Genomic DNA, 21,860 nt, shown 5'->3' with positions numbered 1-21,860 from the left:
AAGGATGGTGGGGGAGGGGTGGAAGCACCGGCCGGCCGGGGCCGGGGGCGGGGGTCACACGCCGAGGTGGGCTCCGCCGGAGGCGTCGATCCACTGGCCGGTCACCCAGCGGGCGTCGTCGCTCGCGACGAAGGAGACCACGTCGGCGATGTCCACCGGCCGGCCGAGCCGGCTGAGGACGGAGGCCTCGGAGTACCTGCGGCGGATCTCCGGGACGGCGAGCGTGGGGTTGATCTCCGTCTCGGTGTAGCCGGGGGCGACGGCGTTGACGGTGATGCCCCGGGGGCCCAGCTCCTGGGCGAGGGCGAGGGTGAGGTAGTCGAGGGCGGCCTTGGTCATGGTGTACGAGACGATCGCGGGGAACGCGACCCGGGTGGCCATGGAGGAGATGTTCACGATCCGGCCACCGTCCCGCAGCCGGTCGAGTCCGCGCTGGACGATGAAGAACGGCGCCTTGGTGTTGATCGCGAACACCCGGTCGTAGTCGGCCTCGGTCACGTCGGCGATGCGGCGCGGGACGGTGATGCCCGCGTTGTTGACGAGGATGTCCAGGCCGCCGTCCGCGCCCCGGCCGGCCAGGGCCCGGTCGAAGGCCGACCACAGGGTGTCGGCGTCGCCGGGCACTCCGAGCTCGGCGTGCACGGCGACGGCGCGGCCCCCGTCGGCCTCGATCTCCTTGACGGTCCGCTCGGCCGCGGTCACGTCGTGACCGTAGTGCACGGCCACCAACGCGCCGTCGCGGGCGAGGCGACGACTGATGGCCCGGCCGATTCCCCGGCTGCCCCCGGTGACCAGAGCGGTCTTTCCCGCAAGGCGGGCGGTGGTGCTCAACGTGCGTCTCCTTCGCTGCGTGCTGGGGGGGTGTGGTGGTCGTGGGCGGGTGTCAGGCGTCGAAGTCGAGGACGACATCGGGGGAGTCCGGTCGTGCCCGGCACACGAGCGTGTAGCCCTCGGCGCGGTCGCGGTCGTCCAGGGCGTGCTGGTGGTCGGCTCGCACCCGTCCGGACAGGACCTTGGCGCGGCAACTGCCGCACACGCCCTCACGGCACGCGTACGGCACGTCCGGGTGCGCGCGCAGCAGGGCGTCGAGGATCACCGTCTCCCGGGACCCGACCGTGGTCTGCCGGCGGTGCCCGTCGAACAGGGCGGTGACCCGGCTCGTCCCGGCAGCCGGGGACAGCCCCGCGGCGGCGGCGGGGTGCGCCGGCTGCTCGGCCGGTGCGGGGGCGGCGGAGGGGGGAGTGGGGCCGGAGGTGAACGATTCCCAGCGCACGAGCGCCGGCTCGGCGCCCCAGTCGCCCAGGAACCGCCGTACGGTGGCGATCATCCCCGGTGGTCCGCACAGGGCGAACGAGGTGGTCTCGGCCGGCCGGGCACCGATGACGGTGAGCAGGTGGGACAGCTTGCCGGCGTCGATCCGTCCGCGGAACGGGCCGCCACCGGTTGCCCGCCCGTCGCGGGTGAGGACGTACAGGACGGTGAAGCGGTCGAGGAACATGTCCTTGAGGGCGGCCAGTTCGTCGGCGAGCAGGGCCTGCGCGGCGGTCGGGACGGAGTGGATCAGGGACACCCGGCAGGTGGCGTCCCGGCGCAGGACGTCGGCGGCCATCGCGGCCAGCGGGGTGATGCCGGAGCCGCCCGCGATCAGGACGTGGTGGGCGCCGGGCAGGCCCGGCAGGACGAAGTGGCCCGCGGGGGCGGACAGATCGAGTCGGTCGCCGGTCGCGAGACGGTGGACGGCGTGGGCCCCGAAGCCGTCGGGGGTACCGCGCTTGATCACCAGGCGGAGCGCCGTGCGGTCGTGCGGGGGCGGGCACAGCGAGTAGGCGCGACGCACTTCGCCGTCGGCGCTGTGGTGGCGGACGACGACGTGCTGGCCGGGCCGGTGGGCGAACACCTCGCGCAGACCGGCGGGCACCTCCAGGGTGACCGCCACGGCGTCCGCGGTCAGGTGGCACACCTCGCTGACCGTGACGGAGTGCCAGCGGGTGCGCCTGCCCCTGCCTACGGGCCGCTCGACGGCCGTGTCCTGCCGGGTGGTCGAAGGGATGGCGGCGGTGTTCACGGGGTGCCTCACAGCGCGGTCAGGTGGGGGAAGGGTTCGCGGCACGCCGTGCACCACAGCACCGACTGGCAGCGGGACGGGCCGAAGGGGCTGTGCGGGCGGGTGGCGCGGGAGCCGCAGTGCGGGCAGGGCACCGTGCCCAGCTCCACGAGGGCCGGGCCGCCGGTCGCCGGGGACACCGGCGGGGCGATGCCGTGGGCGGCGAGGGTGCGCAGTCCGCGTGCGGTGATGCGGTCGGTCGTCCAGAGCGGCGACAGCACCTGCCGTACCCGGCCGTCGGGGTGGCCGCAGGCGACCAGGACCTCGCGGACGGCGGCGGTGATCGCGGGCAGCGCGGGGCAGCCCAGGTAGGTGGGGGTGATCTCGACCTCCAGGGTCCCGTCGGGCCCTGGGCCGACGGAGCCCACCACCCCCAGGTCGCCGAGGCCGATCACGGGCAGCTCGGGGTCGGGTACGGCCTCCACCCGCCTGCGCACCTCTTCCGCGGCGAGGGGCGCACCGGTCTGTCCCATGTCGTTCACCAGGTCCCCCCGGGAAACTGCCGGTGCACCGACTGCAGTTCGCCGATCAGGCCGGCGAACTCCTCGGTGTGCAGGCCGGAACGGCCACCGCGGGCCTCCCAGGACGGGGTGGGCACCCTCAGTCCCGCGCCGGTGACGACCTCGGTGACCCGCTGCTCCCACACCGGGCGCAGAGGCGCCGGGGAGGGCACCGTGCCGGCGGCGGCAAGGCGCCGTACGAGGTCGTCCTCGTCGAAGAGTTCACCGGTGTAGGGCCACACGCGCTCCAGCCCCTGCTGCATCCGGTGTGCGCTCCTCGCCGTGCCGCGGCCCAGTTGGCGTATCCAGCGGTCGGCGTGCAGCCGGTGGAAGGCGACCTCCTTGGCCGCCCGCGCGCCGAAGGCGGCGAGCTCGGCGTCCGGGCAGCCGGCGAGGGCCTCGTAGTGGAGGGACGCGTAGTGGGTGTAGGCGAGTTGGCGGGCCATGGTCACCGCGAAGTCGCCGTTGGGCAGTTCCGTCAGCAGGGTGTTGGTGAACTCGCGTTCGCGGCGGGTGAAGGCGAGGTCGTCCTCGGTGCGGCCGGTGCCGTCGAGGCGTCCGGCGAGGGTGAGCAGGGTGCGGGCGTGGCCGACGAGGTCCAGAGCGATGTTGGACAGGGCCAGGTCTTCCTCGATCATGGGAGCACGCGTGATCCACTGGCACAGCCGCTGTCCCAGCACGAGGGCGTCGTCGCCCAGGCGCAGCAGATACGGGGCGAGGCCGGTGTCGACGGGGGCGTGCGCAGCGAGGGTCGGACGACCGGGTGCCATCACCCCGGGGGTGTCGCCGGGCGAGGCCGGTGCCGGACGGCCACCCGCCGCGGTGACCGCCCGCTCGTCACTGGTCGTGGTCACCTTGCGACCCCTCCTCGGTCAGCGGCGCGAAGTGCTCGGGATATCGGTACGGCTTGTGGTGGGCCCCCGCGAAGTACGGCTCCCGTTCGTCCGGGGAGGCCGCGTGCACAGCGTCCGAACGCACCACCCACAGCGACAGCGGGTCGCCGCGGCGCGTGTACAGATCGCGGGCGACCGCCAGCGCCGCGTCCGGGCCGACGGCGCGCACCGAGCCCACGTGCTGATGGGCCAGGCCGCGCCGGGCCCGCAGGAAGACCTCCCAGGACGCGGGCGCGCCCTCGTCGTTGCCGTTCATGCGCGCTCCTCCCGCGGGGTGACAGCCGCGTCGCGGCCGTCCGGTGCCTGTGTCGTGTCCACTCGGCCTTCCGGTGCCTGCGGCGCGTCCTCGCGGGCGGCGTACACGGCGGCCGCCTCCCGCACCCAGGCGCCGTCCTCGTGCGCGGCCCTGCGGTGGTCGATGCGCCGGCGCGCCCAGTGGGTGTCCTCGCCCAGGGCCGTGCGGTAGGTGTCCCAGTCGATCGGGGTGAAGTCGTAGTGGCCGCGTTCCTCGTTCCAGCGGATGGCCGGGTCGGGCAGCGTCAGTCCCAGGCGCTCCGCCTGCGGGACGCATTGGTCGACGAAACGCTGGCGCAGTTCGTCGTTGGTGTGGCGCTTGATGCCCCAGGCCATCGCGCGGCGCGAGACGGAGGCCCCGAGCGCGGCCGTCCGTGCGTCGGTCCCGCCCGCCTCGGTGTCGGGCGGGCCGAACATCAGCGCCACGGCCGGCAGCCACCAGCGGTCCACCGCGTCCTGCGCCATCGCCTTCTGGTCGGGCGTGCCCTCGCACAGCGCGCGCATCAGGTCGTACCCCTGGCGCACGTGGAAGGCCTCCTCCTGGCAGACGCGGCGCATCGCCCGCGCGTACGGCCCGTAGGAGGTGCGGCACAGGGGGGCTTGGTTGATGACGGCGGCACCGTCGGTCAGCCAGGCGATGGCGCCGGTGTCGGCCCAGGTCAGCGCCGGGTGGTTGAACGTGGCCGAGGCGCGCTGGAGGCCCCGGTGCAGGGCGTCGAGCAGGTCGGCGCGGTCCACGCCCAGGGTCTCGGCGGCGGAGTACAGGTACAGGCCGTGGCCGGCCTCGTCCTGGACCTTGGCGATGAGCACCGACTTGCGGTGCAGGGACGGGGCCCGGGTCAGCCAGGCGCCCTCGGGCTGCATGCCGATGATCTCGGAGTGGGCGTGCTGGGCGATCTGGCGGATCAGCATGCGGCGGTAGCCGTCGGGCATCCAGTCGCGCGGTTCGATCGTCTCGCCCCCGGCGATCAACGCGTCGAAGTGCGCGAGCAGCTCCTCCTGCCCGACGTCCTCGGTGACGGCCGTCCGCGCGCTCACCCGGCACCGCCCGTGTCAGCGAGGTTCGCCACGACGGCGGGGCGCACGGGGCGTCCTGCCGTGGACCGGACCCGTACCGGCTGCCTGGGCACGCGCATCACTCCCTGGTTCGTGGCCCGCCCGTGTCCCGCTGCGGCAGCAGCGGACGGACCGGGCGGAGCGGGTGTCTTCGTTCCGGTAAGGAGGCCGGGCGGGCGGCCCGGCTATCCCTGCCGCCCGCGGCTCGGGCGCGTGACAAAGCTCACGGGCCTGCCCGGGGAGTGCGAGCGACCACGGCCACCTCTTGAGGGGGTGACAGTCCAGGCCGCACGGCGGCCGGCATGCCGCGGCGAAAGGGGAAACCATGAGCACCATCAGGGAGTTGCTCGTCGAACTCACCGGCACCGTCGAGTACGCGGACGCGGTCGGCGACGACGTCGATCTCGCTGCCAGCGGCATCGACTCCGGGGACCTGGTGCGTCTGGTGCTGCTCGTCGAGCAGCGCCTGGGCGTGGAGATCACGGCCGAGGACATGGAGAAGCTGCACACGATCGCCGACTACGAGCGGTTCGTGGCCGAGCGTTCCGTCGCCGGCGCCGCCGGCGGTGCGTGATGTGGCTGACGCAGCTGCTGGAGCGCAACCGGCAGTGCTTCCCCCACCGGACCGCGCTCGTGGACGAGCGACGCAGCCTCACCTGGGCGGAGTTCCACGATCGCACGGTCGAACTCGCGCGAGGTCTCGCGGAGCTGGGCATCGAGCACGGTGACCGGGTCGCCGTCCTGTCCAAGGACCGCGTCGAGGTCCTGGAGAGCTACTTCGCGCTCGCCCGCCTGGGTGCGCTGTTCGTGCCGCTGAACCACAGCCTGGCCGAGCCCGAAGTCGTCGGCATCATCGAGCGCGTCGGCGCGGTGGCGGTGCTCGGCGAGTCGGAGCTGCTGGACCGCCATCCCCGGCTGCCGGAGTCGGTGCGCGTCCGGATGGCGCTGGACAAGCCCGCCTTCGCGGCGCTGGGCACCCTGGCGGGCGAGCGGGAGCTGCCCCGGGTGGCCGACACCGACCCGATCGCCGTGCTGCACACCTCGGCGACCACCGGACAGGCCAAGGGCGTCACCGTGGACAGCGGCTCGTTCCGGGCGATCGCCCTGGGCTGGCTGGTCATGGCCCGGCCCGACGACGACATCGTCATGGTCAACTGCTGCCCGCTGTACCACGGCAGCATGGTCGTCTCACTCACATACATGGCGGCCGGCGCCACCGTCGTGCTGATGCCCGGCTTCACCCCGCAGCGGGCACTGACCGCGGTGGAACGCCACCGTGCCACGCACATGTGGATGGTTCCGCAGATGCTGCGGTTCATGCTGCAGGCCAAGGCCTCGCGGCGCACCGACTTCTCCTCGCTGCGGGAGATCCTCTACGGCGCCGCGCCGATGCCGCTGGACGTGTACGCCGAAGCGGTGGAGCGGCTGGGCTGCGGCTTCCGGCAGGTCTACGGCATGACCGAGGTCGGCGGCCCCTTCGTCACCCTCGGTCCCGACGAGCACCCCGACCCGGGGGACGTCACCGCCCGCATTCCGTGCGGGCGGGTCGTGCCGGGCATGTCGGCCCGCGCCGTCGACCAGGACGGACGGGAGGTGCCGAGCGGCCAGATCGGCGAGATCGTGGTGCGCGGGCCCGGCGTCATGCAGGGCTACTGGAACGACCCACAGGCCACCCGCGAGATCACCCTCGACGGCTGGACGAAGACGGGTGACCTGGGGTTCGTCGACGGCGAGGGCCGCATCAGCCTGGTGGACCGGACCAAGGACCTCATCATCCGCGCGGGCCAGAACGTCTATCCGTCGGAGGTCGAACGCGCCCTGATGACCCACCCGGCGGTCCGTGACGCGGCGGTCGTCGGCATGCCCGACGAGGACTACGGCGAGGTGCCGCTGGCCTACGTCGCCCCGGAGCCGGGCACGGACGTGAGCGCGGCGGAGTTGCTGGGCCACCTCGCGCGGCTGCTCGCACCCTACAAGCGCCCGCGGCGCGTGGAGTTCATCGAGCAGGTGCCGCGCAACCCCGCCGGAAAGATCGTCAAGAAGCTGCTGCGGACGTGACGGCGGGCCGCGGGGCGTGGAGCGCAGCCTCATGACCGCGCCGGGCGGGTCCGCCCGCCGCTGCGGCGCGGACCTGGGCGGGCAGCGGGCGTGCGGCCGCGCCGCTCCCGGTGCCACCGCCGTGGAGCCGAACTCGCCTCACCGTGTTCGGGGCGCGCCTTCCGCCGCTGACGCGGGGGTCGTACCCGTGGAGGTGCCGGGAGCGGTCGCGTGCGTCGGCGCGCTGGCCCGGCTGCGTCCCCTGCTGGCCGCCGACGGGCTGGGCCTGGGGATCGCCCGTGTCGGGGAGCCGCGGTCGGGGCCGGCCGGCCCGGCGGAGGCGTCCGCGGCCGCGTCCATGGCGGCGAACCGACGCCGTGAGTTCCTGGCAGGGCGGCATGCCGCCCGCCGGGCCCTGCGCGCGGTGGGCGCGGACTGCGGCGAGATCCCCCGCGCAGGTCGGTTGCCGGTGTTCGCGCCCGGACGGACGGCGTCGATCTCGCACAGCGCCGGGATCGCCGTCGCCGTGGCCCGTGGCCCGGGGGAGGACGCCCCGGTCGGCTGCGATCTGGAGCTACGGCCGCTGCCGTACGGCGCGGCCCGGTTGGTGCTGCGCGCGGACGAGGAACGGCTGCTGGACACCGCTGCGGGACCGGAGGGCGCACCCTGGCCGCTGACGAACCTGTTCTCGGCCAAGGAGGCGGGGTGGAAGGCCCTGTACCTCGCGGTGGGCCAGGACACGGCCGCGTCGATGAGGACGCTGCGGGACTTGTGGGCCGCGCCGTGCGGCGACGGGTTCCGCATCGGTCTGCGCGCGGATCCGGCGTACGCCGTGCGGGTGCGCGCACTGACCCTCGACGCGGGCGTGTTCAGTTACGTCACGGGCTGGGCCGGCCCCGTGCCCCCGCCGGCCGACCGCATGCGCGGCGCCCACTCGGCCGACACGGCTGGTTGAGGCCTGCCACGTCCGGTGCGCGACATTGCTCGGCCCGCTCCCGTCGAAGCGGGCGGCGGGCAGCGCGATGTCCTCGCCCCGGTCGCCCGGGCCGAGCATGGTCGAGGTGTCGCCCCCGGTCGGGACGAGCGGGTCCGACGGCGACGGCACCGGGGCCGAGACGACGGGTGAGGGGGCTCAAGGCTGCGGGACATGGTCGCCATCGTGGGAACGGCGGGTCGCCCGCGCAGTGTCTGCACGGCAGGCCGACTGCGGACTCCGGGCGGGCGTCGACCAGAGCCGCCACGTTGCCCGCGGGGTGGCGGTCGTCACCGAGGAGCTGGTGGGCCGGCCGGTCTCGCCGGAGAGGGAGGTCCGTGACAGGCCCGGGTCGACGACCCCCTGTGTGATCACCCGGGTCACCTCGCACGCCTCACGGACGCCGGTGACGCGCGAGCTCCGCGGCCGCTTGTGCCGCACCCCGGGAAGCGCAGGTCCAGGTCGCCGTCGTAGCCGGTGGTGCCGCCGCGGACGACGACCATGCCGCTGTTGTCGCAGAGCCGGAGGGGCACGGGGATGGTCGCCGGTGCCCGAGTGCTCCAGCACGATGCGTGCCGCGGCGCTCGCCGAGCACACCCCGCAACCGCCGGCCGAAGGCTAGGGCGCCGCTCAGCCACTGGCTCATGGCCGCCTCGTCGGAGCTACCCGGCAGCCGGCCCCGGTGGTAGGGCTCACGCCGTTCGTCGAAACTCTCCGCGCCGAGCTCGGGACAGGGCTCACCGTGCTCCTGGCGCCCAGGACAGCTCGGCCGGCTGGGGGTGCGCATGCGGTCGTCGACGACCGCGAACTGCGCGAAGAGGCCGTGGTTCTCGGCGTGTCCCCACACCTGCCGGCAGGAGGAGAGGGCCGGGTCGGTGCCGAGGCGGATGTCCTCGGTGCCACCGGTCGGCCAGGACGAGAACCTCCTCGCCGGGGCCGATCCCGTGCACGTCCTGACCAACCCCCCGCACGATCCCGGACAGGTCCGAGCCGCCGATGTGCGCCCCGCCCGCGGTCGAGGGGCGGGGCGTCCACCACCTCGGTGCTCACGGCGGATGAGCGGGGCGTCTGTCCTGCGGTCGGGGGCGCTCGGGTGCCCGGGAACGACGCGCGGGCGCTGTGCGCGCGGGCGCTCGTGGCCGGGATCCGGCCACGAGCGCGGGCGGCCGCGGGCTCAGTCGCACAGGGCGCGCAGGGCCTTGGCGACCGTCTCGCCGATGCGGGCGATCGGCTCGGGTTCGGTCATCTCGTAGTGACCGCAGGGCACTTGGTGGTCGTGGAGGGTGCCGTCGACGTACGGGCGCCAGCTGTCGGCCTTGCCCGGCTGCACGGCGAGGTCACCGGAGAACTCCGTGACCGGCTCTCGGGCCGCGCTGAAGAACAGCACGTCGCCGCGGAAGCGGCCGGGGGCGAACTGCGGGGCGATGCGCAGGTTGTTGCGCATGACGGTGGCGATGGCGGCGGCCTCCGCGCGGGTGACGGGTGAACTGGCCGGATCGGCGGCCACGCGGGCGTCGATGCGGTCCAGGACCCCCTCCACCTCCGGCGCGGCCCCGGGTGCCTGGGGCAGGCCGGCGACCCGCGACAGAAGGGCGGCGACCTGCCGTTCGGCCGTCTCGGGGTCGTGGACGGTGCCGTGGGGCTGGGGGGCGTCGAGCATGGCGAGGAGTTCGACCCGTTCACCGGCCTCCTGCAGGGCACAGGCCATGGCGTGCGCCACGAACCCTCCGTAGGACCAGCCCAGCAGCCGGTAGGGGCCCTGCGGCTGCACCTCGCGCACCAGGCTGAGGTAGGCGCCGACCATGGAGGCGGCGTCGGGCGCGGGCGGCCGGGTGCCGTCCAGGCCGAGGGCCTGGATGCCGTGGACGGGCTGGTCGCCGCCCAGGTGGGGCAGCAGGCCCGTGTAGCGCCAGGACACCCCCGCCCCGGGGTGGAGGCAGAACAGCGGGGTGGCGGTGCCCTCCGCGCGCAACGGCAGCAGCGGGCCCAGCGCGGTGACGGGTGCGGCGTCCGGCCCGCTGCCGGCCGCTTCCCCGGCGAGGAGGCCGGCGACCGTGGGAGCGGCCAGCAGCTTCGCCGCGGGAACGTCGAGGACACCCGCCTGGCGCAGCCGGCCCGCCAGCAGCACGGCACGCATCGAGTCGCCGCCCAGGTCGAAGAAGTTGTCGTGCACGCCGATGCCGCCGATGCCGAGTGTCTCCTCCCACAGCCGGGTGACCGCCTCTTCGCGTGTGGTGCGCGGCGGCACGTGCCGCGTGGTCACCCGGGGGCGCGGGGCGAGGGCGCTGTCGGCCGGCGCCGCGGCCGGGGCGCCAGCCGGGGCGCCGGCCGTGCGGGCGCCGGGGGCGTCGATCCAGTGGCGGTGGCGTTCGAAGGCGTACGGAGGCAGCGGCACCCGGTGGGGGGTGCCCGGCACCGGCGGGAGGGCGGTGTCCACGCCCGCGCTCCACAGCCGGCCCAGGGCCTCGGCCAGGACGAAGCCGTCGGCCGCCTGCGCCTTGGCGTGCCGCATGGTGGTCACCGTCACCGGTGCCTCGTCGGCGAGGCGGTTGACGGCCAGCCTGGTCAGCGTGTCCCCGGGGCCGATCTCCACGAGGACCGGGTGCAGGCGCTCCCACAGGGCGGCGATGCCGTCGGCGAAGCGCACGGTGTGCCGGGTGTGGTCGAGCCAGTGCTGTACGGAGGTGGCCTGGGCGTCGGTCGCCCAGGTGCCGGTGACGTTGGTGACGTAGGGGATGCGCGGCGGGCGCAGTGTGACCTGTCGCAGATGGCTCTCGAAGGCAGAAAGGACGGAATCCAGGACGTGAGAGTGGGCCGCGACGGGAATGCGCAGGCGGCGGAAGGGGATCTCCCGGCGGGTGAGGTCGGCCTCGAAGCGTGCGACGGCGTCGAGGTGTCCCGCGACGGTGCACGCGGTGGGGCCGTTGACAGCGGTCAGGGACAACTGCTCGCCGAGCAGCGGCAGGATCTCCTCCACCGGTGCGGCGACGCCGGTGGTGGCCCCGCCCGCAGAGCTGATCAGCCGGACCCGCTCGGTGACCAGCGGCAGCATCTCCTCCAGGTCGATCACCCCGGCCAGGCAGGCCGCCGTGTACTCGCCCAGCGAGTGGCCGATGAGGGCGTCCGGGCGCACGCCCGCCTCCATCAGTGTGCGGGCCAGCGCGTACTCGGTCACCACCAGGCCGAGGAGGGCGTCGGTGTCGTCGGCCGTCCGGCGCCCGACCAGCGTGCTGCGCAGGTCTCCGCCGAGGGCGGGCCGCAGGATGCGCGCGCACTCGTCGACGGTGTCGCGGTAGACGGCGTGCTCCTGGTACAGCTCCGCCCCCATGCCGGGGTACTGGGTGCCGCCGCCCGGCAGCAGGAACGCCACCCGGGCCGGGTCGTCACCCACCGGCGGGGTGTCGGGTGCGGCGGCGCGCAGGGCGTCCACGGCTTCCTCGCGGGAGGACGCCGTGACGGTGAGGCGGTGGCGCGACGCGGGCCGGTCGGCGCGCAGGGAGTGCGCGATGTCGTCCAGGCGCAGGTCGGGACGGCGCTCGAGGTGCCGGGCGAGGGCGTCGGCCTGGCCGCGCAGCGCGCCGGCGGTGCGTGCCGAGACCGGCAGCACCAGACGGCGGCCGTCCTCGGGCGGGCGGGGCGCGGCGGGGGGGACGGGCGGGGCCTCCTCCAGGATGACGTGGGCGTTGGTGCCGCCGATGCCGAAGGCGGAGACGGCGGCCCGGCGCGGGTGGTCATGCTCGGGCCAGTCCTCCAGGGTGGTGGGCACCCGGAAGGGACCGGCGGCGAAGTCGATGTGCGGGTTGGGCCGGTCGAAGTGCAGGCTCGGGGGGATCTGCCGGTGCTCCAGGGCCAGTACGGCCTTGATGAGCCCGGCGATGCCGGCGGCCGCGCCCAGGTGGCCGATGTTGGTCTTGACCGAACCCAGGGCGCAGAAGCCCCGCCGGCCGGTGCTGTGCCGGAAGGCCTCGGTGAGCGCTGCGACCTCGATCGGATCGCCGAGCTTGGTGGCGGTGCCGTGCGCCTCGACCAGGCCGATGGTGTGCGCGTCGACCATGGCCTGGGCCTGGGCGGCGAGGATGACCTCGGTCTGTCCGGCGGCGCTGGGCGCGCTGAAGCCGACTTTCCGGTGCCCGTCGTTGTTGACGGCGCTGCCGCGGATGACGGCGCGGATGCGGTCGCCGTCGGCGAGGGCGTCCTCCAGACGCTTGAGGACGACGGCGCCCACGCCGTCGCCGGAGGAGGTGCCGGCGGCGTCGGCGGCGAAGGCACGGCAGTGGCCGTCGGGGGAGAAGGGCCCGTCGGGCACGTGCCGGTAGCCCAGGACGGCGGAGGGGTTGAGGGACACCGCGGCCGCCAGGGCGGTGTCGCAGCGGTGGTCCAGCAGGTCCTGGCAGGCCGTGTGCACGGCGACCAGTGCGGTGGAACAGGCCGTCTGCAGCGACATGCTGGGGCCGGTCAGGCCCAGTTCGTAGGAGACGCGCGTGGCGAGCGTGCCCAGGGAGTTGGCGGTGGCCGCGTGCATGAGGGCGACCGAGCCGGGCTGCCCGGCGAAGCGCGGGTGGACGTGGGCGGGGTAGTAGCGGCTGTCGCCGCTGCCCGCGTACACGCCGAACGTCCCGGTCGTACGGCCTTCCCCCAGGCAGCCGGCGTCCTCCAGGGCGTGGTAGGCCGTCTCCAGCAGCAACCGCTGCTGCGGGTCGACGACCGCCGCCTCGGCGGGGCTGTAGCCGAAGAAGCCGGAGTCGAAGCGGTCCATGCCCTCCACGACGGACGCCATGCGCACCAGCGAGGGGTCGCCGAGGTCGCGCGGGTCGCCGCCCGCGGCGAGGAACTCCTCGTCGCTGACGGGGCGTACGGACTCCCGGCCGGCCGCCAGGTTGTCCCAGAAGGCGTCCAGGTCGTCGGCGCCGGGGAAGCGGCCCGCCATACCGATCACGGCGACGGCGGGGGCGTCTTCGTCGTGCGCTGCGGGGAGATCATGCATGGCCGCGGTCCTTTCCGTGCCGTGCGGTGCGGCGGGCACGGGCCGCACGCTGCCGTTGTGCTTGTTCCTTCGCGCGCTCCAGGCCGCCGGGCGCCGGCTCGGCGGGCCGTCGTCCGGCGGCGCCGGCTGCCTGACCGGCGCCGGCTGCCGGAGCCGGTGACGACTTCGCGGCGGCCGGGCCGGTGCGGGCCGCCAGGTGGCGGGCCAGGTCACGCACGGTCGGGTGGGCGAACAGTTCCACGACCGACAGGTCCGCGTCGAAGGCCCTGTTGACGGCGCTCTGGGCGGTGACGAGCAGCAGCGAGTTGCCGCCCAGGTCGAAGAAGTTCTCCTCCCGTCCCACCCGGTCGCGGCCCAGCACACCGCACCACACCTCGGCGAGCCTGCTCTCCAACCGCCGCATGTCCTCGTCCGGGCCGCTCGCGTCCCGGCGCTCGGTGGCGCCGGCCGAACGCAGCACCCAGTCGTCGCCCAGGCCCGCCGCGTGGGCGGCGTCGGTGGCCTCGCGGTACAGGGCGCCGAGGTCGGTGCCGTCCGCCAGGCCGACGCGCGCTGCCGGGCGGCGTACCTGGCGGACGGGGGCCACCACGTGACTGCGCACCCAGGGGGCGGTGCGGTCGGCACCGATGAGCAGGTGCGGTTCGTCCAGCGTGCGGGCGAGGTCGAGGGAGCGCAGCGCGGCGGGGGCGTCCAGCAGCCGGTAGCCGCGGGCCTCGGTGAGCGCGGTGAGCCGGTAGCCGCGGCTCACGCCCTGCTCACGCCACATGCTCCAGGCCAGGGACTGCGCGGGCAGACCGAGGTGGCGGCGGTGCAGGGCGAGGGCGTCGAGGTAGGCGTTGGCGGCCGCGTAGGCGGCGTTCATGGCACCGCCGAAGTAGCCGTTCACCGAGGAGAAGGTGACGAAGGAGGCGACCGGGTGGTCGGCGGTCAGCCGGTGCAGCGTCCACGCGCCGTGCACCTTCGCCGCCACCGCCTGCTGCCAGGTGTCGGTGTCCAGCTCGCCCACCGGGCGTTCGACGAGCGCCCCGGCCAGGTGGAGTACCGAGGTCAGGGGTGCCTCCCACGCCTGGGCGGCCGCGTCCACCGCGGCGCGCACCTGACGTTCGTCGGTGACGTCGGCGCACGCGTAGCGGACTTCGCCCAGCTCGCTCAGCCGTCGCAGCACCTCCCCGCGGGACGGCCCGGTCGCCCGGGTGCCCAGCGCGGTGTGCGGGGTGCGGCCCAGGATCAGCAGACGGGTGCCGGGCGTGCGCAGCAGATGGGCCGCGACCTCGCTGCCGACGCCGCCCAGCCCACCGGTGAGCAGCGTGAAGCCGTCGTCGGGGTGCTGCCGGGTGCGCGCGGGGGTGTCGGGCAGCGGGGTGAGGCGGCGTACGTAGCGGTGCCCGCCGCGGTAGGCGACCTCGGCGCCGTCGGTGGCGGCCCCCGCCTCGGCCAGCAGCAGCGGCAGCCGGTCCTCGCGGTCGTCCGGCGGGAGGTCGAGGTGTGTGCCGCGCAGCCGGCCGAGCTCCTCGCCGAGCGACTTGAGCAGGGCGCCCGCCATGGCGTGCCCCGGGCGGGGCCGGTCCTCGGCGCGCACGCCCTGGGCGCCCGCCGTCACGTACACCAGGTCCACGGTGTGCTGCCGGCCGGGCCGGGCGGCGAGGGCACGGGCGAGGGCCAGCAGGGACAGTACGCCCGTCTCCCCGTGCACTGTCGTGCGCGTGTCGTCCTCCGGAGCCAGGCCGCCGAGGTGCAGGACAGCGTCGACCGGTCGCTGGTCGCTCTCCAACTGCTCCAGCAGGGCGACCAGTTCCCTCTCCTCGGCGGTCCGCAGCCGGTACCGGGCGGCGTCGAGCCGGGCGTACGAGGCCGCGTCGGTGGCCACGGTGCACCGCTCGCCGGCGGAGCGCAGCGCGTCGGCGACCCGCCCGGCGAGCCGCTGGGTGTCCGGGTCGCCGCCCGTGACCACGAGGGTGTGCCGGCCGGGTGCCGTCTCGCGGGGCGCCGCGGAGTGCTGCGCGCGCTGCCACACCGGGCGCAGGAACCAGTCGGGCACGGTGGCGGCGGTGCCCAGCAGCAACTGGGCGGCCCGCACCTCCTCGTCGAAGGCTCCTGCCTCGAAGCTCTTGCGCAGCCTGGTGCGCTGGATCTTGCCGATCTCCGTCTTGGGGATCGCGTCCTGGGGGACGGGAATGAGAAAGGCGGGGCTGACGCCCGTCTCCCGCGTCACCTTGCCGGCGATCTCCCGCAGGGCGGCGGCCGTGTCCCCCGCGGCGGCGGGGGAGAGGTGGAAGAACAGGGCCAGTTCGTCGGTGGACGCCGAGGGGTCGGAGCGCACCGCGACCGCGGCGGTGAAACTGCGCTCCACGTGCGGCAGTTCCTCGACGCAGGCCTCGATCTCGTGGCTGTAGTGGTTGACGCCGTTGACGATGATCACGTCCTTGGCGCGGCCGGTGATGTACAGCTCGCCCTCGCGCAGGAACGCCAGGTCGCCGGTGTCGAACCAGCCGTCCTCGGTGAACGCCTCGGCGTTGGCACCCGGGTTGTCGTGGTAACCGCCGGTCACGGAGGTGCCGCGGACCTGCAGGCGGCCGGCGTCGCCCTCGGCGAGCACTGTGCCGGCGTCGTCGACGACGCGCATGGCGAAGCCGGGGTAGGGGCGGCCGCAGCTGACGAAGGTCCCCTCGCTGCCGTCGGGTTCCCCGGGCAGCACGGCGTCGGTGACCACCGAACAGGTCTCGGACATGCCCCAGCCGGGGTGCATCACGTCCTGCGGCAGGCCGAAGGGCTCGAGCGTGTGCAGGAAGCGGCGGGCCGCGGCGGCCACGACGACCTCGCCGGCGTTCATCACCAGCCGCATCGGCGACAGGTCCCAGGTGCGGCCGGCGAAGCGGTCGGACTGTTCGGCGAGCAGCCCGAAGGCGAAGTTGGGCGCCCAGGTGACGGTGACCCGGTGGCGGTCGGCGAGGTCCATCCAGCGCAGCGGATCCTGCAGGATCCAGGAGGTGGGCGCGTGGATCTGGCGGCAGCCCAGGTAGACGTCCCGCAGATGGAACATCACCACGCCGGTGACGTGGTCGAGCGGGATCCAGTTCAAGGAGACGTCCGCGGCGCCGAGCGTGTTCAGCTGCTCGGTGGCGGCCGAGCGGGTCAGCACGTTGCGGTGGGTGAGCCGCACCGCCTTGGGCAGGCCGGTGCTGCCGGACGTCATCAGCATCAGGACGAGGTCGTCGGGCCGGGCCTCGTGCCAGTCGCGGTCCTCGGGGGCCTCACGCAGCTCATCGGCCGTGGCCAGCCGCAGCGCGGGCCAGTTCTGGCGGGCGGCCAGCTCACGCAGGCCGGCCTCACGGTCGGCGGAGCACACGATCCAGGGCCGGCCGAGCATGCGCCAGATGCCCTCCAGCTTGGTCTGCGCCGCCGAGGGCGTGCCGTAGGAGGCGGGGACGGTCAGCGGGACGGCGACGAAGCCGCCCAGGATGCAGCCCCACAGCACGGCCAGGAAGTCCTCGGTGGCGTCGCACTGGAGGATGACCTGGTCACCGGGGCGCAGTCCGGCCCTGCGCAGCCCGGCCAGGACCCGGGAGGCCTCGGGAACGAGGGAGGCGTAGCTGCGCCGGTGCTCGCTGCCGTCGGCGTGGACGTGGACGATGTCGCCCTGCGCCCGCTCGGCGGCGCGTCGCAGGGCCTGCGCCCAGCTGGGGACGGACGGCTCCGTGAGCGCGGGACCTTCGCTGAGCGCCGGGACGCAGGACGACGCTCGGGCCCCGTCGGCGCTGGTCGCTGGCGCGGGAGTCGCGGTGCGGCCGGGCAGGCCGGCGTGGCGTCGGCCCAGTTCCTCGGGGGCGTCCTCCACCGTCACCTCGGCGGTGGTCACCCCGGGCAGGCGGGCCAGACGGTCGCCCCAGGCGACTGCCGCGGCGCGGTCGACGGCGGGCAGGGCCCCGAGGGCACCGGTGTCGAGCGTGCCGTCCGCACCGAACGGCAGGGCGTTGACGGCCGTGACACGGATGCCGTCGTGGCCCGCGCGTCGCAGTACCTCCTCGACGCGTTCCGCCGCGTCCGCGCGCCCCGGTACCACGTACAGCCGCGGCGCTCGGCCGTCGGGGCCGGGCAGGGCGCGGGCGTCGCGGATGCCGGGCACGGACAGCGCCGCCGCCTCCACCTCCGTGACCGCGGGCGTGGACGGGGCGGAGGCGCGCTCGGGGATCGCGGGCAGCTGCCCGACGCGGAGAGCGGGATCGGCGCTCACCGCCCGCAGGACGTCGTGCAGGGCACGGGCGAACGCCTCGGCGGTGGACGCGTCGTACAGGTCGCCGGCGTACTCGACGTGCAGGGCGAGGCCGTCGGGGGCGCCCTCGCGGGAGTACCGCTCCAGGACGTCCACGAAGAGGTCGAACTTGGCGGTGCCGTTGGCGGTCGGCCGCAACGGCGCCCGCCACCCGTCGAGTTCGAGGACGGCCGGTTCGTTGTTCTGCAGGGCCAGCATCACCTGGAACAGCGGGTGCCGGCCGACGCGCCGGGGCGGGTTGAGCTCGTCAACCAGCCGGTCGAAGGGCAGGTCCTGGTGGTCCAGGGCGGCCAGGTCGGCGGTGCGCAACCGGGCGAGCAGCTCGCGGAAGGCAGGGTCGCCGGAGGTGTCGGCGCGCAGCACCAGAGTATTGGTGAGCAGCCCGATCAGGTGGTCGAGGGCGGGCTCCGTGCGGCCCGCGACCGGGGTGCCGAGGACGATGTCCTCGCCCGCGCCGCAGCGGGTGAGCAGGGCGCTGACGGCGGCGTGCAGCACCATGAACAGGCTCGCGCCCTCACGGTCGGCCAGGGAGAGCAGGTCGCGGTGGAGGGCGGCGTCCACGACCGTCTCGACGTGTGCGCCGGTGCCGCGCGGCGCGTCGGGACGCGGCCGGTCGCCGGGCAGGGTGCACTCCTCGGGCAGACCTGCCAGCGCCGTGCGCCAGTGGGCGGTCAGCCGCTCCGAGCGGCCCGTGCCGTCCGGAGCGGGCGCGAGCAGAGCGCGCTGCCACAGGGCGTAGTCGGCGTACTGCACCGGCAGCGGCGTCCAGTCGGGTGCACGGCCGGCACGGCGGGCCGCGTAGGCGGCGCTCAGGTCCTCGGCGAAGGGCCGCAGGGACCAGCCGTCGGCCGCGCTGTGGTGCAGCAGGAGCACCAGCGTGCGGTCGGCGGCCGGGCCCAACAGCCAGGCGGCCAGAGGCCCTTCCTCGCTCAGGTCGAAGTGGTGGCGCACGGCCGCGCGGGCGTGGGCGGCGCTCTCCGCGGCGGGGCAGTCGATGCGGCGCAGAGGCGGGCGCAGCGCGCCGGGCGGCAGGATGCGCTGGTGGGGTGCGCCGTCGTGCGCGGCGAACACCGTCCGCAGGCTCTCGTGGCGGTCGGCCAGGTCGCCGAGGGCGGCTTCCAGGGCGTCGACGTCGAGGTCGGCGGGCGGCCTCACCACGAGCGGGATGTTGTACGTGGCGGCCCGGTCGTCGAGGCGATCGAGGAACCACATGCGCTCCTGCGCGAAGGACAGCGGCACGCGGTCGGGGCGGACGGCGGCGCCCAGGACGGGCCGCGGCAGGGCGTCGACGCAGTGGTCGGTCAGCCGGGCGGCGACGGCGGCGGGAGTCGGTGCCTCGAACAGGGCGGTGATGGGGATCTCCGCGCCGATGTCGTGCCGCAGCCGGGCCAGCAGGCGGGTGGCGAGCAGGGAGTCGCCGCCGAGGTCGAAGAAGTTCACGTCGATGCCCACGGTGCCGCGGGGCAGCTTCAGCACGTCCTCGAACAGCGTGCACACCAGGGCCTGGTGCGGGGTCTCGGGACGCGTGCCCGACGCCGCGGCGGTGAAGTCCGGTGCGGGCAGGGCCCGTACGTCGAGCTTGCCGTTGGCGGTCAGCGGCAGGGCGTCGACGGCGACGCAGGCGGCCGGGACCATGTGCTCGGGCAGGTGGGCGGCGGCGTGGGTGCGCAGCTCGGCGGGGTCGGCGGGCGCCTCGCCGGCGGTGAGGACGTAGGCGACGAGCTGCCGGGCGCCGTTGTCGGCCCGGCGGGCGACGACGGCGGCCCGGGCCACGCGGGGGTGGGCGGCGAGGACGGCCTCGATCTCGCCCGGCTCGACACGGAAGCCGCGGATCTGCACCTGGGCGTCGGCGCGGCCGAGGTAGTCGAGGGTTCCGTCCGGGCGGAGCCGTGCCAGGTCGCCGGAGCGGTACATGCGGGTGCCGGGCGGGCCGAAGGGGTCGTCGAGGAAACGCCGGGCGGTCAGTTCGGGCCGGTCCAGGTAGCCGGCGGCCACGCCGGCTCCGGAGACGTACATCTCGCCGCTCGCTCCGGGCGGCACCGGGCGCCCCTCGGCGTCGAGGAGGTGGACGCGCAGGTCGGACAGGGGCCGGCCGATGACACTGCCGCGGCGCGGGTCGTCCAGGTCGGCCCGGGTGAGGCGGTGGTGGGTGACGTGCACGGTGGTCTCGGTGATGCCGTACATGTTCACCAGCGCCGGGCGGTCGAGGCCGTGGCGGTCGGCCCAGGGGCGCAGTCGGGCCGGGCGGAGGGCCTCCCCGCCGAAGACGACGTAGCGCAGTGCCCCGCTGCCACCGTCGCGTTCGAGGTCGGCGTCCATCAGCTGCTCGAACGCGGACGGCGTCTGGTTCAGGACGGTCACGCTCTCACGGTGCAGCAGTTCCAGGAGGTCCCGGGGCGAGCGGCTGACGGCGTGGGGAACGACGACGACCCGGCCGCCGTGCAGCAGGGCACCCCACATCTCCCAGACGGAGAAGTCGAAGGCGTAGGAGTGGAACAGCGTCCACACGTCGTCCGGGCCGAAGTCGAAGTGCTGCGCGGCTGCGGCGAACAGGCGCACGACGTTGGCGTGCGGCACCGGCACACCCTTGGGGCGGCCGGTGGAGCCGGAGGTGTGGATGATGTACGCGGTGTCGGCGGGGCTCGTCGGCGCGTGCCGGTCGGCGTCGGTCAGATCCTCGGCGGGGCGGCGGGCGAGGTCCGCCGTGATCCGCGGGTCGTCCAGGAGGACGGCCGGGAGCGACTCGCCGGCGAGGTGGGCGTGGGCACGCTCGGTGACCAGGGCGACCGGGGCCGCGTCCTCGACGACCAGCCGCAGCCGCTCGGCAGGGTGGCCGGGGTCCAGGGGAAGGTAGGCCGCACCGGTCTTGAGGACGGCGAGCAGGGCAGGCAGCAGCCGCACTCCGCGTTCCAGGGCCAGGGCCACCACCTTGCCCGGGCCCGCGCCGCGCTCGGTCAGCAGCCGGGCCAGACGGTTGGCCTCGGCGTTGAGCCCGGCGTAGGTGAGGTGGACCTCGCCGCAGGTCACGGCGGTCCGGTCGGGGACGGTGGCTGCCTGCCCTTCGAACAGCTCCGTGAGGGTGTGCTCCACCGGATACGTGTGGGCCGGTGTGTCGCGGGGGTGCTCACCCGGCAGCAGGACGTCCAGCTCCACCAGCGCGGTCGTCGGCGCGGCCTCGGTCAGCCGGCGCAGGACGGTGACGAACCGTTCGCGGTGCAGGGCGAGTTCGTCCTCCTCGTACAGTGCGGGGTTGGCGTCGAAGGCCAGCCACAGTCCGCCGGCGTCGGCGCCGGGCCGCACCGATATCTGCAGGTCCTCCACGGCTCCGCCGGAGAGGTGGTGCCAGGTGGTGGGGTGGCCGCCGAAGACGGGTGACTCGTCGAAGGGGACGATGTTCAGCACGGGTCCGTACAGCCGGCGGCCGGTGCCCAGCAGTCCCAGGTCGCGGCGCAGGTACTCACCCCGGTAGGCCTGGTGGCGGCGCAGGGCGCGCAGTTCCCCGGCGACGTCCTGGGCGAGCCGGGCGAGCGGTGTCCGGGGCGCGGTGGCCACCCGCAGGGGCAGGATGTCGGAGGCGGTGCCCGGGGTGCGCAGCGCGGCACTGCCCAGACGGCTCATCGTGGCCAGGCCCAGCACCAGGTCCTGGCTGCCGGTCATGCGGTGCAGGTACACGGCGGTGGCCGTGGCCAGCAGGTCGGTGCGGGTGACGCCCAGGCGGGAGGCCGCCTGGTCGAGGGCTTCCACCTCGGACGGCGTCAGCTCGGCGGTGCTGCGCAGGAACGGAGTGGTGGGGCCGGCCGTGCGGGAGGTGAGCCGCGCGGGTTCGGGCAGTGCGGCCAGCCGGTCGGCCCAGTGGGCGCGGTCACGGCTGTGGCGTTCGCCGGCGAGGTACGCGGCCTCCTCCTCCTGCAGCCGGCTCACCGGTGCGAAGCCGGCGGGGTCCGGCTCGCGCCCCGCGGCGAGCGCGTTGTAGGTCTCGGCCAGGCGTCGTCCCAGGAGCTTGTAGCTGTAGCCGTCGAGCAGGATGTGATGCGCTCTCAGCAGCCAGATGAACCGGTCGGGCGCCAGCGTCAGCAGGGCGTGGGAGAACAGCGGGCCCTTCTCCAGGTCGACCGGGGCCGCGAGGTCCGCGCGGATCCAGTTCCAGGCGGCCGTGTGGGGGGCGTCGGCGTCGCTGACGTCGACGTGGTGCAGGGGCCAGTCGTCCGGGTCCGTCGCGCGATGGCAGCGGGGGCCGTCCTCGGTGTCGGAGAAACGCAGGGCGAAGGTGTCCGCCTCGGCGACCGTGCGGCGCAGCGCGGTCTCGAACAATGCGGTGTCGAGCGGCCCGTGGATCTCCACCGCTTCACCGGTGTTGTACGCGGCGCTGTCCGACGCGAGCCGTCCGGCGTACCAGAGACCCTCCTGGGCCCCGGACAGCGGACGCCGCTCGTCCTGCTGGAGTGACATAGCACAACCCTCACGTGGCAAGCCGTAATGTCCCGGCCGGCGATGGCACGACCGGATCGGACGGGTGCGGCCACCGCTCCGTGCCGTCCGCGCGTGTGTCTACGCGCCGGGCCGGCCGGCGGAGCGGAAAAAAATGGGGGAGGTCGCACGTCGGGAGCGGGGTGCATGTGTCACCCCGGCCCCCGTTCTACGGAAGATCACGGTGCGCCACCGCGGTCGGCGCGGTCAAGGCGGCTTCGACCCATGAGCGGCAATCCAGGGAATTCCCCAGAGAACTCGGAGCGAGGGAGTGCGCGGGCC

Annotated in this window: 11 protein-coding genes; 3 read left to right on the top strand and 8 right to left on the bottom strand. The window is 74.8% G+C overall.

The annotated features are described in order from the left end of the window. Positions 1-54 precede the first annotated feature (54 nt). From ACF1BE_RS30090 to paaA, 6 genes are all read right to left on the bottom strand, one after another. Positions 55-831, bottom strand: coding sequence for an SDR family oxidoreductase (locus tag ACF1BE_RS30090; protein WP_392202154.1), 777 nt, complete (start codon positions 829-831; stop codon positions 55-57). 52 nt (positions 832-883) lie between these two features. Continuing rightward, entirely contained in the window at positions 884-2,065 is a 1,182-nt protein-coding gene (locus tag ACF1BE_RS30085; RefSeq protein ID WP_392202153.1) for a 2Fe-2S iron-sulfur cluster-binding protein, read from the bottom strand. Positions 2,066-2,073: 8 nt separating this feature from the next. Then, on the bottom strand, positions 2,074-2,577 hold the full coding sequence (paaD, locus tag ACF1BE_RS30080) for a 1,2-phenylacetyl-CoA epoxidase subunit PaaD (RefSeq protein ID WP_392202152.1): 504 nt from the start codon (positions 2,575-2,577) through the stop codon (positions 2,074-2,076). A 5-nt stretch (positions 2,578-2,582) separates the two neighbouring features. Beyond that, positions 2,583-3,374: a 1,2-phenylacetyl-CoA epoxidase subunit PaaC gene (gene paaC / locus ACF1BE_RS30075; RefSeq protein ID WP_392202179.1), complete on the bottom strand. Its 792-nt coding sequence runs from the start codon at positions 3,372-3,374 to the stop codon at positions 2,583-2,585. Positions 3,375-3,441: 67 nt separating this feature from the next. Then, positions 3,442-3,753 (bottom strand): 1,2-phenylacetyl-CoA epoxidase subunit B, encoded by a 312-nt coding sequence (locus tag ACF1BE_RS30070; RefSeq protein WP_392202151.1) that lies wholly within the window; start codon positions 3,751-3,753, stop codon positions 3,442-3,444. Continuing rightward, entirely contained in the window at positions 3,750-4,829 is a 1,080-nt protein-coding gene (gene paaA, locus ACF1BE_RS30065) for a 1,2-phenylacetyl-CoA epoxidase subunit PaaA (RefSeq protein ID WP_392202150.1), read from the bottom strand. Before paaA ends, ACF1BE_RS30070 begins: the two co-directional genes overlap by 4 nt. A gap of 343 nt (positions 4,830-5,172) precedes the next feature. Between paaA and ACF1BE_RS30060 the strand changes: the two genes are divergently transcribed. The 3 genes from ACF1BE_RS30060 (at position 5,173) to ACF1BE_RS30050 (ending at position 7,839) form a co-directional block, all read left to right on the top strand. Further along, positions 5,173-5,421, top strand: coding sequence for an acyl carrier protein (locus ACF1BE_RS30060; RefSeq protein WP_392202149.1), 249 nt, complete (start codon positions 5,173-5,175; stop codon positions 5,419-5,421). Continuing rightward, the gene (locus tag ACF1BE_RS30055) at positions 5,421-6,905 is read left to right on the top strand and encodes a class I adenylate-forming enzyme family protein (RefSeq protein WP_392202148.1); all 1,485 of its coding nucleotides are present in this window, start codon (positions 5,421-5,423) and stop codon (positions 6,903-6,905) included. The genes ACF1BE_RS30060 and ACF1BE_RS30055 overlap by 1 nt, the downstream gene beginning before the upstream one ends. Before the next feature lie 187 nt (positions 6,906-7,092). Continuing rightward, complete coding sequence (locus ACF1BE_RS30050; RefSeq protein ID WP_392202147.1) at positions 7,093-7,839, top strand: 4'-phosphopantetheinyl transferase superfamily protein; 747 nt, start codon at positions 7,093-7,095, stop codon at positions 7,837-7,839. A 1,192-nt stretch (positions 7,840-9,031) separates the two neighbouring features. Here the strand turns inward: ACF1BE_RS30050 and ACF1BE_RS30045 are convergent. Further along, positions 9,032-12,841, bottom strand: coding sequence for a type I polyketide synthase (locus ACF1BE_RS30045; RefSeq protein WP_392202146.1), 3,810 nt, complete (start codon positions 12,839-12,841; stop codon positions 9,032-9,034). Beyond that, positions 12,834-21,560 carry an amino acid adenylation domain-containing protein gene (locus ACF1BE_RS30040; protein ID WP_392202145.1) on the bottom strand — a complete coding sequence of 2,909 codons (8,727 nt, stop codon included), beginning with the start codon at positions 21,558-21,560 and terminating at the stop codon, positions 12,834-12,836. Before ACF1BE_RS30040 ends, ACF1BE_RS30045 begins: the two co-directional genes overlap by 8 nt. Positions 21,561-21,860: the final 300 nt, after the last annotated feature.

Origin of the sequence: Streptomyces sp. NPDC014991, assembly GCF_043080665.1 — a bacterium.
Classification (GTDB): domain Bacteria; phylum Actinomycetota; class Actinomycetes; order Streptomycetales; family Streptomycetaceae; genus Streptomyces.
The sequence above is the reverse complement of the archived record's forward strand: the minus strand, read 5'-3'. Positions and strand labels throughout refer to the sequence as shown.

Bases quoted from the DNA above. Each gene is read 5' to 3' on its own strand.
- ACF1BE_RS30070 (WP_392202151.1), bottom strand. From the start codon at position 3,753: ATGAACGGCAACGACGAGGGCGCGCCCGCGTCCTGGGAGGTCTTCCTG.
- ACF1BE_RS30045 (WP_392202146.1), bottom strand. From the start codon at position 12,841: ATGCATGATCTCCCCGCAGCGCACGACGAAGACGCCCCCGCCGTCGCC.
- paaC (WP_392202179.1), bottom strand. From the start codon at position 3,374: ATGGCACCCGGTCGTCCGACCCTCGCTGCGCACGCCCCCGTCGACACC.
- ACF1BE_RS30055 (WP_392202148.1), top strand. From the start codon at position 5,421: ATGTGGCTGACGCAGCTGCTGGAGCGCAACCGGCAGTGCTTCCCCCAC.
- ACF1BE_RS30060 (WP_392202149.1), top strand. From the start codon at position 5,173: ATGAGCACCATCAGGGAGTTGCTCGTCGAACTCACCGGCACCGTCGAG.
- paaD (WP_392202152.1), bottom strand. From the start codon at position 2,577: ATGGGACAGACCGGTGCGCCCCTCGCCGCGGAAGAGGTGCGCAGGCGG.
- ACF1BE_RS30040 (WP_392202145.1), bottom strand. From the start codon at position 21,560: ATGTCACTCCAGCAGGACGAGCGGCGTCCGCTGTCCGGGGCCCAGGAG.